Below are 13,124 nucleotides of genomic sequence, written 5' to 3'. Positions count from 1 at the left end.
CCCGGGGGGCCCGGGGGGCAGCGCCCCCCGCCATTCGTCAGGGGAATGACCATGGCAGACTTCGACGTGATCATCATCGGCGGCGGCCCGGGCGGCTATGTCTGTGCGATCCGCTGCGCGCAACTGGGCCTGAAAACCGCCTGTGTCGAGGGGCGCGGCAGCCTTGGCGGCACCTGCCTCAACGTGGGCTGCATCCCCTCCAAGGCGCTGCTGCATGCCACCCACGAACTTCACGAAGTGCATGAAAACTTCGAGAAAATGGGGCTGATGGGCGCCAAGGTGAAGGTCGATTGGGCAAAGATGCAATCCTACAAGCAGGATGTCATCGACGGGAACACCAAGGGCATCGAGTTCCTGTTCAAAAAGAACAAGGTCACCTACCTGCAGGGCTGGGGCTCGATCCCGGCGCCCGGTCAGGTGAAGGTGGGTGAAGAGGTGCATTCGGCCAAAAGCATCGTCATTGCCACCGGGTCGGAGGCCGCGAGCCTGCCGGGCATCGAGATCGACGAGCAGATGGTCGTCACCTCCACCGGCGCGCTCAGTCTGCCGAAAGTGCCAAAATCGATGGTGGTGATCGGCGCGGGCGTGATCGGGCTTGAGCTTGGCTCGGTTTACCGTCGCCTCGGCGCCGAGGTGACGGTGGTCGAATATCTTGATGCGATCACCCCCGGCATGGATGGCGAGGTGGCCAAGGGGCTGCAGAAGATCCTTGCCAAACATGGCCTTAAATTCGTGCTCGGCGCCGCCGTTAGCGGGGTCGAGAAGACCAAAGGCAAGGCCACGGTGAAATATGCGCTGCGCAAGGACGAGAGCACGCATGAGATCGAGGCCGAGGTGGTGCTGGTGGCGACCGGGCGCAAGCCCTTCACCGGCGGGCTCGGGCTGGAAGCGCTCGGCGTCGAGATGCTGCCGCGCGGGCAGGTGAAGACCGACAGCCACTGGGCGACCTCCGTTCCCGGCATCTATGCGATTGGCGATGCGATCGTGGGCCCGATGCTGGCGCACAAGGCGGAAGACGAGGGCATGGCCGTGGCCGAGGTGATCGCGGGCAAGCATGGCCATGTGAATTACGACGTCATCCCCGGCGTGATCTACACCACGCCCGAGGTCGCTTCGGTCGGCAAGACCGAGGAAACCCTGAAACAGGAAGGCCGCGCCTACAAGGTTGGCAAATTCTCCTTCATGGGCAATGGCCGCGCCAAGGCGGTGTTCCAGGCCGATGGTTTCGTGAAGATCCTTGCCGATGCGGCAACGGACCGGATTCTCGGCTGTCACATCATCGGCCCCGGCGCGGGCGACATGATCCACGAGATCTGCGTGGCGATGGAATTCGGCGCCTCGGCGCAGGATGTGGCGCTGACCTGCCATGCCCACCCGACCTATTCGGAAGCGGTGCGCGAGGCAGCCCTTGCTTGCGGAGATGGCGCGATCCACGCCTGACTGGTTTCGCCCCGCTTGCGCGGGGCGCGACCCGCCGGGGGGCTGCGCCCCCCGGACCCCCTGCAGGTTCAGCGAAGATGTGCGCTTATTCGGATTTGCCGAGGGCCGCCGCGTCCATCTGCTGCTCGTGCTCGCGGCGCAGCGCCTTGCGCAATTCCGCAGCCTTCCAGCGCAGTTTTTCGGTTTCGGTCGCAGGCTCCAGAGGCGGAACCGGCACGGTTTTGCCCGCCTCATCCACCGCCACCATGGTGAAATAGCAGCTGTTGGTGTGGCGCCGCGTGCCCTCGCGGATGTTTTCCGCCTCGACCCGGATGCCGATTTCCATCGAGGAGCGCCCGGTATGGTTCACGCTGGCGCGAAACCGCACCAATTCGCCCACATGGATCGGCTCCTTGAAGATCACCTGGTCCACCGAGATCGTCACCGCATAGCGGCCCGAATAGCGCGAGGCGAGCGAGAAGGCGACGCGGTCCAGCCAGTTCAGAAGCGCGCCCCCATGCACCTTGCCGGAGAAATTGGCGAGATCCGGTGTCATCAGGACGGTCATCTCGAGCGTCTTGCGCTCGGCTTCGGCGATCGTGTTGGTCATGGCGCTCTCCAACGGAAATCCTGCCCCTGACTAACGGTTTTGCTCGCCGGATACCACGCCCGATCCGGGGCGCGCTCCTGCGACCAAGCGCGCGCTCAGCCCGCCTCGCCCGGCCCCAGTTCGGCCTCGAGAAAGCGCTCGAACGCGTCGAGGTCGAGCGGCTCGAACTGGCCAAAACTCTGGATCCAGGTGATCGCCCCCTCCATCGCCGCGGGCTCGAGCTTGCACCATTTCACACGGCCACGCTTTTCCTGACTGATCAGCCCGGCCTCCGCGAGGATCGCCAGATGCTTCGAGATTGCCGCAAGCGACATGGCAAAGGGCTCGGCCACATCGGTTACCGCCATGTCGTCTTCAAGAAGCATGGTGAGGATCGTCCGCCGGGTCGGGTCTGCCAGCGCGGCAAAAACGGCATCGAGAGCGGGGCTGGGCGGGGCAATCATGGCGGCAGAATGCGCGCGCGCCCCGAAAACGTCAACCGATCGGTTGAATATGCGCGCGCAGCGAGATTGCGCTAACGCCAGCGCGCCTCATCGCGCGAATGACTCGAAGATCAACAAAATCATGCGCTTGCAACGTGCCAACCCGCGACCCAACGGCGTTGACTCAGGGGCCTCTCATGGTTAGACAAACCTCAACCTGCGGGGGGCGTCTCATGTCGGATCCAGTTTCGGAAGAACCCGATCCCGAGCGCCTCGCGGCGCTGGAAAAACGCCTTGCGACGCTGCGCAAGGAAGAAGCCACGCCCAAACCTGCGGCAACGGGTGATTTTCGGATGGCCGAGATGGGCTACCGGATGATCATCGATCTGATTGCGGGGCTGGGGATCGGCTTCGGTATCGGTTACGGGCTCGACGCCATTCTTGGCACCAAGCCTTTTCTGATGCTGGTGTTCATCTTCCTCGGCTTTGCGGCGGGCGTGAAGGTGATGCTGCGCTCCGCCGACGAGATGACAAAGGCACAGGCGGCGGCCCAGTCCGCTGGCAAAGAGGGGAAATAGTCGTGGCAGAAGAAGCTGGCACCGGCCTTGTGTTCCACCCGATGGAACCGTTCAAGATCCATCCGCTGTTCGGCGATGGTCCGATCCACTGGTACACCCCCACCAACGTGACGCTGTGGATGTTCATCGGCATTCTGGCGATCACGCTGTTGCTCGTGGTGGGCACGCGCGGTCGCGCCGTGGTGCCGAGCCGGGTGCAGTCGGTTGCCGAACTCGCTTATGGCTTCGTGCACAAGATGGTCGAAGACGTCGCGGGCAAGGACGGGCTGAAGTATTTCCCCTATATCTTCACGCTGTTCCTGTTCATCGTCTTCTCGAACTTCCTTGGCCTGATCCCGATGGCCTTCACCCCCACCTCGCATATTGCGGTGACCGGGCTGATGGCGATTGCGGTGTTCCTTGGCGTGACGATCCTTGGCTTTGTCAAGCACGGCGCGGGCTTCCTCGGCCTGTTCTGGATCACCTCCGCGCCGCTCGCGCTGCGCCCGCTTCTGGCGCTGATCGAAGTGATCTCCTACTTCGTGCGCCCCGTCAGCCACTCCATCCGGCTTGCGGGCAACATGATGGCCGGCCACGCCGTGATGGAAGTGTTTGCCGCCTTTGCGCCGCTGATCCTCGTTTCGGCCGTCGGCATTGCCGTCACGCCGCTCTCGGTCCTCGCGATCACCGCCATGTATGCGCTTGAGACGCTGGTGGCCTTCGTGCAGGCCTATGTCTTCACCATCCTGACCTGCGTTTACCTGAAGGACGCGCTGCATCCGGGCCACTGAGCCCCCGCAGCCGCGCCCTTGGGTAAATCACAAGTCTTCAACCTATCTAGCCAATTCCAACCTCAAGGAGTGTCGATCATGGAAGGCGATATCGTTCAAATGGGTGCCTACATCGGTGCCGGCCTCGCGTGCACCGGCATGGGCGGCGCTGCCGTCGGTGTGGGCCACGTCGTGGGCAACTTCATCTCGGGCGCGCTGCGCAACCCCTCGGCGGCTGCCTCGCAAACCGCCACCATGTTCATCGGTATCGCGTTCGCCGAAGCGCTGGGGATCTTCTCGTTCCTCGTCGCGCTTCTGCTGATGTTCGCCGTCTGATCCCACTACCTCATCCTTGCGGTCGGGTGGGCGGCACACGCCCGCCCGGTAACTGAGGGGTCCAGGGGGACGACATGGCAAACGAAACACAGGCGGTCGACGCCGCTGCCGCTGTCGCCGGTCATGCCGCCGAAGCCGCAGAAAAAGGCGGGATGCCGCAGCTCGACTTCTCGACCTTCCCGAACCAGATCTTCTGGCTTCTGGTGTCGCTCGGCGTCATCTACTGGTTGCTGACGCGGATTGCGCTGCCGCGCATCGCCTCGGTGCTGGCGGACCGTCAGGGGACCATCTCGGGCGATCTGGCGGCGGCCGAGGAATACAAGCTCAAGGCCAAGGACGCGGAAGCGGCCTATGCCAAGGCGCTCGCCGATGCTCGCGCGCAAGCGCAAAAGATCATCGCCGAGACCCGGGCCGAGATCCAGAAAGAGCTCGACGCCGCGACGGCCAAGGCCGATGCGGAAATCGCCGCACGTGTGGCGCAATCGGAAGTCGCGATCGACGAGATCCGCGCCGGTGCGCTCGAGGCGGTGCAGGCGGTTGCCGCCGAGACGGCGGCGGAAATCGTCGTGGCGCTCGGTGGCAAGGCGGATGCCAAGGCGCTGGGCGCGGCGGTTGATGCGCGGGTGAAAGGGTAACACGATGAAGAAACTGATGTTCCTGCTCGTGACCCTTTCGGCCTCGCCGGCTTTCGCCTCCGAAGGGCCATTCTTCTCGCTGCGCAACGCGCATTTCGTCATCTTGGTGGCGTTCCTGATCTTCATCGGCGTGTTGCTTAAAGTGAAGGTGCCCTCGAAGCTGGCGGGCATGCTCGACAAGCGCGCGGCGGGCATCCGCTCCGAGCTCGAAGAGGCCCGGGCGCTGCGCGAAGAAGCGCAGACGATCCTCGCCTCTTACGAGCGCAAGGCGCGCGAAGTGCAGGCCCAGGCCGAAGAGATCGTGGTGGCGGCGAAGCGCGATGCGCAGCTTGCAGCCGATCAGGCCAAGGACGATCTGAAGGTGGCGATCGAACGCCGCCTGAAAGCGGCCGAAGACCGGATCACCTCGGCGGAAGCCGCGGCGCTGAAGGAAGTCAAGGACCGCGCCGTGCTGGTGGCTGTTGCCGCTGCGGGCGAAGTTCTGGCGAAACAGATGTCGGCTTCGGAGCAGGCCGGTCTGATCGACAAGGCGATTGGCGACGTGGAAACGCGCCTGAACTGAGCCGATCCGGTCCAGATAAGATCCAGAAACCCGGCCTCGTGCCGGGTTTCTGCTATTCTCAACGTGCTGTCTTTCGCCTCGCTTTGGCGAGGCGGCCCGTGCGGGGGCTCCGCCCCGCTCCGATACCGCCATTCTGCGCTGCGGCAAATCAGGACTTGCCGAATGTGTCTGCCTCATGTTCTTTGGCGCAAGATTGTTTCGAGGAGAGAATCATGACCGCCGCCGCCCGCCCTTATCGCTCGGTGCTCTATATCCCCGGTTCCAAGGACCGCGCGCTGGAAAAGGCCGCCACGCTCGCCTGTGACGCGATCATCTTCGATCTCGAAGATGCGGTGGCAGTGGAGGAAAAGGTTAATGCCCGTGCCACGCTGATCAAGGCCTTGACCGAGGCCGATTACGGCTCTCGCGCGCGGATCGTGCGGGTGAACGGGCTCGACACCCCATGGGGCAGGGACGATGTGCTCGCCATGGCCGAGGCGGTGCATGCGGGCGCGAAGATCGACGCGATCCTGATCCCCAAAGTGTCGATGAAGGGGGATCTCGATGCGGTGGCGAACCTGATCAACGGCGTGCCGCTCTGGGCGATGATGGAAACCGCGATGGGCATGCTCAACGCCGCCGAGATTGCTGCCCATCCGCGGCTCGAAGGCATGGTGATGGGCACGAATGACCTCGCCAAAGAACTGCAAAGCCGCTTCCGCGCCGACCGGTTGCCGCTCGTCACCGGGCTCGGGCTCTGCCTGCTCGCCGCGAAAACCTATGGCCGGATCATCGTCGACGGCGTCTACAACGCCTTCAAGGACGAGGCGGGGCTGAAGGTCGAATGCGATCAGGGCCGTGACATGGGCTTTGACGGCAAGACCCTGATCCACCCCGCGCAGCTCGAGATTGCCAATGCGGCCTTTGCCCCCTCGGAGGCCGAAATCGACCTCGCCCGCCGCCAGATCGCCGCCTTTGAGGAGGCGCAGGCACAGGGCCTCGGCGTTGCGGTTGTGGATGGTAAGATCGTTGAAAACCTGCATATCGTGACCGCGCGGCAAGTCCTCGCGAAGGCGGAGGCGATTGTCGCGCTCGCCAACTGAGGGACACGGCCATGACGATTCTCATTTTGGGCATCCTGCTCTGGGTGCTGCCGCACATGTTCAAGCGCCTCGCGCCACGAAAGCATCTGATGCTGATGCCGCAAGTGAAGGGGATGGTTGCGGGTTTCGTGCTGGTGGGGGTCGTTTTGATGGTGATCGGCTACCGGCTGGCGCCGGTGGTGCCGGTTTATGACCCGCTCCCCGGCATGGGCCATGCCAACAACCTGATCATGCTGATTTCGCTTTATCTTTTTGGCGTGAGCGGATCGCGCTCGGTGCTGATCGGCAAGCTGCGCCATCCGATGCTCACCGGCATGGTGCTCTGGTCGGCGGCCCACCTGCTGGTGAACGGCGATCTCTCGTCGCTCGTGCTCTTCGGCAGTCTCGGGCTCTGGGCCGTGGCGGAAATGGTGCTGATCAACCGCGCTGGCCCCTGGAAACGCCCCAAACCCGGCAAATGGACAGGCGATCTGAAAAACCTTATCGGCACCGGGCTCGTTTACGGACTGATCGCCTGGGTGCATATCCTTCTGGGCCACAGCCCCTTCATGGGGAATTACTGATGCTGGCCTATCGTCTTTTGACCGAGGACGACACCTCGGCCTTCTGCCACAAGGTCTCGCTCGCGCTCGCGAAGGGCTGGGCGCTGCATGGCAGCCCGAGCTACGCCTTTGACGCCGCGCGCGGCGTGATGCGCTGCGCCCAGGCCGTGGTGAAGGAAGTGGAGGGCGACTATCACCCCGATCTGAAACTGGGAGAGCTTTAAAACATGGCGACGAAGACGAATCCGGGCCGGTTTTTCGAGGATTACGCGGTGGGGCAGGTGATCGAGCACGCCGTGCCGCGCACCATCGCCGAGGGGGAGCGCGCACTTTACCACGCGCTCTATCCGGCCCGGCATGCGCTCTATTCGAGCGATGTCTTCGCTGCCGAATGCGGGCTTGACGGCTCGCCGCTCGATGACCTTGCGGCCTTCCATGTCGTCTTTGGCAAGACCGTGCCCGATGTCTCGCTCAATGCCGTCGCCAACCTCGGCTATGCCGAGGGGCGCTGGCTCCTGCCCGTCTATCCGGGCGACACTTTGCGCTCCGTCTCCGAAGTGATCGGGGTGAAGGAGAACTCGAACGGCAAGTCGGGCAATGTCTATGTGCGCACGCAGGGCCTCAACCAGAACGGAGAGATCGTGCTCGACTATGTGCGCTGGGTGATGGTGCGCAAACGCGACGCCGCAAGCCCCGCGCCCGCGCCGGTGCTCCCCGAACTGCGCAAGGTGGTGCCGGTCGAGGATCTGGTGATCCCCGAGGGGCTGACGTTCGAGGATTACGATTTCACGCTGGCGGGCGAGCCGCATCGGCTCTCGGATTACGAGATTGGCGAGAAGATCGACCATGTCGATGGCGTGACGATCGAGGAGGCCGAGCACATGCTCGCCACCCGGCTGTGGCAGAACACCGCCAAGGTGCATTTCGACGCCACCTTCCGCGAGGATGGCAAGCGGCTGATCTATGGCGGCCATGTGATCTCGATGGCGCGGGCGCTTTCGTTCAACGGGCTGGCCAATGCGCAGATGATCGTCGCGCTCAATGGCGGTGCGCATGCCAACCCCTGTTTTGCGGGGGATACGGTCAAGGCCTGGTCCGAGGTGCTCGACAAGGCTGAAACGGACGCGCCGGGCGTGGGCGCGATCCGGCTGCGGCTCGTCGCGACCAAGCAGGGCGCGACGCCTTTCGCGCTCAAAGGCGACGATGGCAAATACCTCCCCGAGGTGCTGCTCGATCTCGATTACTGGGCGCTGATGCCGCTCTGAATCGCGGGCGACTCGGGCGCTTTGCGGGGCGGCGCACAGGCGCCGCCCTTTGCTTTGCGCGATGCGGACAGGGATTTGAATGTTTGCGCTCAACCTCCGCGCCCGCCGCGAGGCTTTGTGATCACAAAACCGCCTTTCACCGATTTTTTTGCATTTGCGAAAGGATTTTTTGATCTGGACAGGTGACTTGGGCGCCGGATCGGCCTAAGGAAAATACATAATTCCGGCCAACCCGCCCGCGCCTCCTTCACGGGTCCAGTCGCAGGCGGCCCAGCACAGAGGGTTCTCCAATGGCTGAAACGAAACGGGTCGAGCGACCCCTTTCCCCCTTCATGATCGGCCCCTATTACCGCGTTCAAATGACATCGATGAGCTCGATCATGACGCGCGCCACCGGCAACGCGCTGATTGCGGGTTTCCTGCTGGGCGCCTGGTGGCTCATCGCCGCGGTTTCGAGCCCCGGCCATTTCGCTTTCGTCAACTGGATCGTCACCTCCTGGATCGGCTGGCTGATTTTTGCCGGCATGGCCTGGTCGATGTGGTATCACTATCTGACCGGCCTGCGGCACCTGTGGTGGGACAGCGGGCGCGGCCTCGACATCGAGACCGCCGAGAAGCTCGGCTGGGGCGCGTTCTACGGCGCCACCGGGCTGACTCTGTTCACGCTCATCGTTCTCTGGATCGTCTGAGGAGGTTCCCATGCGCTATCTGACCGATCGCAAACGCGCCGTCGGCAAGGGGGCTTCGGGCTCCGGCACCGAGCATTTCTGGTGGATGACGATGTCTTCCGTCGCGCTGGCCTTTCTCGTGCCCGTCTTCGTCTTCGTCTTCGGCTCCGCCATCGGCGGCACGCAGGCAGAGGTGATCGCCCATTTCTCGCGCCCGTTCCCGGCGATCCTGACCGGGCTCGTCACGCTGGTGGGCATGCGTCACTTCGCCAAGGGGGCGCAGGTGATGCTGGAGGATTACACCGCCGGCACTGTGCGCAAGGCGCTGGTGATCACCGTTTATTCGCTGTCCTACCTGGTCACGGCGATGGTGCTTTATGCGCTGGGCAAGATGGTGTTCATGAGCACCGCCGCGCAGATGCTGAACCAATAAGAGGCAGGACAGATGGCTTCCTACACTTACGAGACGCATAACTACGACGTCGTGGTGGTCGGTGCCGGTGGCGCTGGCCTGCGGGCCACGCTGGGCATGGCCGAACAGGGGCTGCGCACCGCCTGCGTGACCAAGGTCTTCCCGACCCGCTCGCATACCGTTGCCGCGCAGGGCGGCATCGCCGCCTCGCTTGGCAACATGGGCCCGGACAGCTGGCAGTGGCACATGTATGACACGGTGAAAGGCTCGGATTGGCTGGGCGACACCGATGCGATGGAATATCTCGCCCGTTCCGCCCCGGCGGCGGTTTACGAGCTTGAGCATTACGGCGTGCCGTTCTCGCGCACCGAAGAGGGCAAGATCTACCAGCGCCCGTTCGGCGGCCATACCACCGAATTTGGCGAAGGCCCGCCGGTGCAACGCACCTGCGCCGCAGCGGACCGCACCGGTCACGCGATCCTGCACACGCTTTACGGCCAATCGCTCAAGAACAACGCGGAATTCTTCATCGAATATTTCGCGCTTGATCTGATCATGTCGGAAGATGGCGTCTGTCAAGGCGTGGTCTGCTGGAAGCTCGATGACGGCACGATGCATGTCTTCAACGCGAAAATGGTCGTGCTGGCGACGGGCGGCTATGGGCGCGCCTATTTCTCCGCCACTTCGGCACACACCTGCACCGGCGACGGGGGTGGCATGGTGGCGCGCGCGGGCCTGCCGCTGCAGGACATGGAATTCGTGCAGTTCCACCCGACCGGGATCTATGGCTCGGGTTGCCTGATCACCGAGGGCGCGCGCGGAGAGGGCGGCTACCTCACCAACGCCGAGGGCGAGCGCTTCATGGAACGCTATGCGCCCCATTACAAGGATCTCGCGCCGCGCGATTATGTTTCGCGCTGCATGACGCTCGAGATCCGCGAGGGCCGCGGCGTGGGCGAGCACAAGGATCACATCCACCTCAACCTCAGCCACCTGCCGAAGGAAGCTCTGGCCGAGCGGCTGCCGGGGATCTCGGAATCGGCAAAGATCTTTGCCGGCGTCGATGTCACCAAGGAGCCGATCCCGGTGCTGCCGACCGTGCACTACAACATGGGCGGCATCCCGACGAATTACTGGGGCGAGGCGCTCAACCCGACCGCAGAGAACCCGACGGGGATCGTACCGGGCCTGATGGCCGTGGGCGAGGCGGGGTGCGCCTCGGTGCACGGGGCGAACCGGCTCGGCTCCAACTCGCTGATCGATCTTGTCGTGTTCGGCCGCGCTGCCGCCATCCGTGCGGGCGAGGTGGTCGACCCGAAAGCCCGCCCGGCGGCCTACAATCAGGCCTCGGTCGACAAGTGCTTTGACCGGTTCGACGGCCTGCGCCATGCCAAGGGGCGCATCCCCACGGCCGAGTTGCGCCTTGAGATGCAGCGCACCATGCAGGCCGATGCGGCGGTGTTCCGCACCGACAAGACGCTGGCGGAAGGCAAGGCGAAGATGACCGAGATCGCCGCGAAAGTGGCCGACCTCAAGGTCACGGACCGCTCGCTGATCTGGAACAGCGACCTGATGGAAACGCTCGAACTCACCAACCTGATGCCGAATGCGCTGGCCACCATCGTCGGCGCCGAGGCGCGCAAGGAGAGCCGCGGCGCCCATGCCTCGGAAGATCACACCACGCGCGACGACGCCAGCTGGCGCAAGCATTCGGTGCTGCGTGTCGAGGGCAACACGGTCGATCTGAGCTATCGTCCGGTGATCACCGAACCGCTGACCACCGAAGCCGAAGGCGGCATCTCGCTTGGCCTGATCGCGCCCAAGGCGCGCACCTTCTGATGGCGCGGGCCGGTGCATATGCGCTTTGCGCGGCGGGGCCTCTCTCCGCTTGCGCGGGCCTGCCCGGCCGCCCTCTGTCCTGCCAATGCGGCCGCCTGCCGACGCGGCCGTGTCTCGCCCGAACCGACTGGAAGGGATAAACCATGGTTCAGTTCACGCTTCCCAAGAATTCGAAGATCCGCGTCGGCAAGACCTGGCCGCGGCCCGAGGGCGCGAAGAACGTCCGCAAGTTCATGATCTACCGCTGGGATCCGGACACCGGCGAAAACCCGCGGGTGGACACCTATTTCCTCGACATGGACCGCTGCGGCCCGATGGTTCTTGATGCGCTTTTGAAGATCAAGAACGAGATCGACCCGACGCTGACCTTCCGGCGCTCCTGCCGCGAGGGGATCTGCGGCTCCTGCGCGATGAACATCGACGGCATCAACACGCTCGCCTGCATCTACGGGCTCGATGAGGTGAGAGGCGATGTCCGCATCTACCCGCTGCCGCATATGCCGGTGGTGAAGGATCTGGTGCCCGATCTGACGCATTTCTACGCCCAGCACGCCTCGATCATGCCGTTCCTGCAAACCAAGACGAACCGGCCCGAGAAGGAATGGCGCCAGTCGATCGAGGATCGCAAGAAACTCGACGGGCTTTATGAATGCGTGATGTGCGCGTCTTGCTCCACCTCCTGCCCGAGCTACTGGTGGAACTCGGATCGCTACCTCGGCCCGGCGGCGCTGCTCCATGCCTATCGCTGGATCATCGACAGCCGCGATGAGGCGACGGGCGAACGGCTCGATGCGCTCGAAGACCCGTTCAAGCTCTATCGTTGCCACACGATCATGAACTGCACCAAGACCTGCCCGAAAGGGCTGAACCCGGCGAAAGCCATTGCCGAGATCAAGAAACTGATGGTCAGCCGTCACGTCTGAGCGCGCTTGCCGCGTGCAAAGGCCCCGGCAGTGCCGGGGCCTTTTGTCATGGCGCATAGGTTTGCAAAAAGCTTGTGTTACCGTTAATGCCGCAGCGCAGAAATTGCATACCGCATTTGCAGCATTAGCAGGGGTGATGCGACCGAATGTCGCTTATAAGGCTCTCCGGGAGGCTTGCGTAACTAGGAGAGTTTCATGTCGAAGATCGTTACCTTCCGGAAGAAATCCGAACAGGACAAAGCAGCCGAAGCGCTGGCGGCCCTCGAAGCGGCTTGGGCCTATTACACGCCCCTGCGCGGCCCGGCGGCTGCGGTCGAAGAAACCGAGATCGAACAAATGTTCGAATACTACGCCGCCTGAGCCGGTTTGGCGCTCGCGCCTGCTTTCGGGTCTCTAGCCGATCAGATGGCGTAGCCCCTGCGTAACATCGGTGCGTACCGCCAGCCTCAACCCCGGCTCGTCCCCCGCGCGCAACGCGGCGAGAATGAGCCGGTGATGACGGGGCGGCTCGACCCGCGGCACGCGCTCATACAGGTCGCGCATCGTCGGCCCCAGTTGCAGCCAGACCGTCTCCAGCACCGCCAGCATCGCAGGAGCTTGCGCGCGCAGGTAAAGCGTGCGGTGAAACTCCAGATTGGTGCGGATATAGGCCACCGAATCGCGTTTCGCCACCGCTTCGGCATTGGCGGTGTTGATGGCCGAGAGCCGGTCGATCAGCGCAAGATGGGCTCGTGGCAATGCGCGGGAAGCAAGCTCCGGCTCGATCAGCGCGCGCAGGGCCGCAAGCTCCTCAATGCGCTCGTTGGTGAGCTCAGGCGTCGCCACCCGGCCGGAAGAGGACAGCGTCAGCGCTCCCTCCGCCACAAGCCGCCGCAAGGCCTCGCGCACCGGGGTCATCGAAAGGCCGAACTGCTTGCCCAGGCCCCGCAGCGTCAGCGCCTGACCGGGGCCGAGCTCGCCGACCAGGATCTGCTGGCGCAGCGCGCGGTAAAGCCGGTCATGCGCGGCCGTGTCGGCCGGGCGCGGGGCGGGTCGGGGCCTGGTGTCGCTCATGCGCCTTTGTGATCACAAAGCATTCCGCC

18 protein-coding genes are annotated in these 13,124 nt (G+C 63.9%); 15 read left to right on the top strand and 3 right to left on the bottom strand.

All coding sequences use genetic code 11. The features are described from left to right. Nucleotides 1-51: 51 nt before the first annotated feature. Nucleotides 52-1,440, top strand: coding sequence for a dihydrolipoyl dehydrogenase (lpdA, locus tag CRO22_RS01860; RefSeq protein ID WP_097068400.1), 1,389 nt, complete (start codon nucleotides 52-54; stop codon nucleotides 1,438-1,440). Nucleotides 1,441-1,525: 85 nt separating this feature from the next. Here lpdA and CRO22_RS01855 read toward each other — a convergent pair whose 3' ends face one another. Together CRO22_RS01855 and CRO22_RS01850 are read right to left on the bottom strand one after the other, a co-directional pair. Beyond that, nucleotides 1,526-2,029 (bottom strand): acyl-CoA thioesterase, encoded by a 504-nt coding sequence (locus CRO22_RS01855; RefSeq protein ID WP_176518518.1) that lies wholly within the window; start codon nucleotides 2,027-2,029, stop codon nucleotides 1,526-1,528. A gap of 95 nt (nucleotides 2,030-2,124) precedes the next feature. Continuing rightward, the gene (locus CRO22_RS01850) at nucleotides 2,125-2,472 is read right to left on the bottom strand and encodes an ArsR/SmtB family transcription factor (protein ID WP_097068399.1); all 348 of its coding nucleotides are present in this window, start codon (nucleotides 2,470-2,472) and stop codon (nucleotides 2,125-2,127) included. A gap of 212 nt (nucleotides 2,473-2,684) precedes the next feature. Here CRO22_RS01850 and CRO22_RS01845 point away from each other — a divergent pair, with 212 nt between their 5' ends. From CRO22_RS01845 to CRO22_RS18770, 14 genes are all read left to right on the top strand, one after another. After that, on the top strand, nucleotides 2,685-3,029 hold the full coding sequence (locus tag CRO22_RS01845; RefSeq protein ID WP_097068398.1) for an AtpZ/AtpI family protein: 345 nt from the start codon (nucleotides 2,685-2,687) through the stop codon (nucleotides 3,027-3,029). Between the two features lie 2 nt (nucleotides 3,030-3,031). Continuing rightward, a complete protein-coding gene (locus tag CRO22_RS01840) occupies nucleotides 3,032-3,799 on the top strand; it encodes a F0F1 ATP synthase subunit A (RefSeq protein WP_245860850.1) in 768 nt (255 codons plus the stop codon). Between the two features lie 78 nt (nucleotides 3,800-3,877). Continuing rightward, nucleotides 3,878-4,114 carry a F0F1 ATP synthase subunit C gene (locus tag CRO22_RS01835; protein WP_013066486.1) on the top strand — a complete coding sequence of 79 codons (237 nt, stop codon included), beginning with the start codon at nucleotides 3,878-3,880 and terminating at the stop codon, nucleotides 4,112-4,114. Between the two features lie 74 nt (nucleotides 4,115-4,188). Then, a complete protein-coding gene (locus tag CRO22_RS01830) occupies nucleotides 4,189-4,749 on the top strand; it encodes a F0F1 ATP synthase subunit B' (protein ID WP_097068397.1) in 561 nt (186 codons plus the stop codon). A 4-nt stretch (nucleotides 4,750-4,753) separates the two neighbouring features. Then, nucleotides 4,754-5,311, top strand: a complete 558-nt coding sequence (locus tag CRO22_RS01825) for a F0F1 ATP synthase subunit B (protein WP_097068396.1) — start codon at nucleotides 4,754-4,756, stop codon at nucleotides 5,309-5,311. Nucleotides 5,312-5,523: 212 nt separating this feature from the next. Beyond that, nucleotides 5,524-6,393: an HpcH/HpaI aldolase/citrate lyase family protein gene (locus CRO22_RS01820; RefSeq protein ID WP_097068395.1), complete on the top strand. Its 870-nt coding sequence runs from the start codon at nucleotides 5,524-5,526 to the stop codon at nucleotides 6,391-6,393. 11 nt (nucleotides 6,394-6,404) lie between these two features. Next, on the top strand, nucleotides 6,405-6,956 hold the full coding sequence (locus tag CRO22_RS01815; RefSeq protein WP_097068394.1) for an NnrU family protein: 552 nt from the start codon (nucleotides 6,405-6,407) through the stop codon (nucleotides 6,954-6,956). Then, nucleotides 6,956-7,159 (top strand): DUF1737 domain-containing protein, encoded by a 204-nt coding sequence (locus CRO22_RS01810; RefSeq protein ID WP_176518517.1) that lies wholly within the window; start codon nucleotides 6,956-6,958, stop codon nucleotides 7,157-7,159. The genes CRO22_RS01815 and CRO22_RS01810 overlap by 1 nt, the downstream gene beginning before the upstream one ends. A 3-nt stretch (nucleotides 7,160-7,162) precedes the next feature. Further along, on the top strand, nucleotides 7,163-8,200 hold the full coding sequence (locus CRO22_RS01805; RefSeq protein WP_097068393.1) for a MaoC family dehydratase: 1,038 nt from the start codon (nucleotides 7,163-7,165) through the stop codon (nucleotides 8,198-8,200). 290 nt (nucleotides 8,201-8,490) lie between these two features. Next, nucleotides 8,491-8,889: a succinate dehydrogenase, cytochrome b556 subunit gene (sdhC, locus tag CRO22_RS01800; protein WP_097068392.1), complete on the top strand. Its 399-nt coding sequence runs from the start codon at nucleotides 8,491-8,493 to the stop codon at nucleotides 8,887-8,889. 10 nt (nucleotides 8,890-8,899) lie between these two features. Further along, complete coding sequence (gene sdhD, locus CRO22_RS01795) at nucleotides 8,900-9,301, top strand: succinate dehydrogenase, hydrophobic membrane anchor protein (protein ID WP_097068391.1); 402 nt, start codon at nucleotides 8,900-8,902, stop codon at nucleotides 9,299-9,301. Nucleotides 9,302-9,313: 12 nt separating this feature from the next. Further along, nucleotides 9,314-11,119: a succinate dehydrogenase flavoprotein subunit gene (gene sdhA / locus CRO22_RS01790; protein WP_097068390.1), complete on the top strand. Its 1,806-nt coding sequence runs from the start codon at nucleotides 9,314-9,316 to the stop codon at nucleotides 11,117-11,119. Between the two features lie 143 nt (nucleotides 11,120-11,262). Continuing rightward, complete coding sequence (locus CRO22_RS01785; RefSeq protein WP_097068389.1) at nucleotides 11,263-12,042, top strand: succinate dehydrogenase iron-sulfur subunit; 780 nt, start codon at nucleotides 11,263-11,265, stop codon at nucleotides 12,040-12,042. A 195-nt stretch (nucleotides 12,043-12,237) separates the two neighbouring features. Then, nucleotides 12,238-12,402, top strand: a complete 165-nt coding sequence (locus CRO22_RS18770) for a hypothetical protein (protein ID WP_176518516.1) — start codon at nucleotides 12,238-12,240, stop codon at nucleotides 12,400-12,402. A 33-nt stretch (nucleotides 12,403-12,435) separates the two neighbouring features. Here the strand turns inward: CRO22_RS18770 and CRO22_RS01780 are convergent, their stop codons facing one another. Further along, complete coding sequence (locus tag CRO22_RS01780) at nucleotides 12,436-13,095, bottom strand: GntR family transcriptional regulator (RefSeq protein ID WP_097068388.1); 660 nt, start codon at nucleotides 13,093-13,095, stop codon at nucleotides 12,436-12,438. Nucleotides 13,096-13,124: the final 29 nt, after the last annotated feature.

The sequence above is a fragment of the Rhodobacter maris genome (assembly GCF_900217815.1).
GTDB lineage: Bacteria > Pseudomonadota > Alphaproteobacteria > Rhodobacterales > Rhodobacteraceae > Rhodobacter > Rhodobacter maris.
This window is presented reverse-complemented; position numbering and strand designations above follow the sequence as displayed.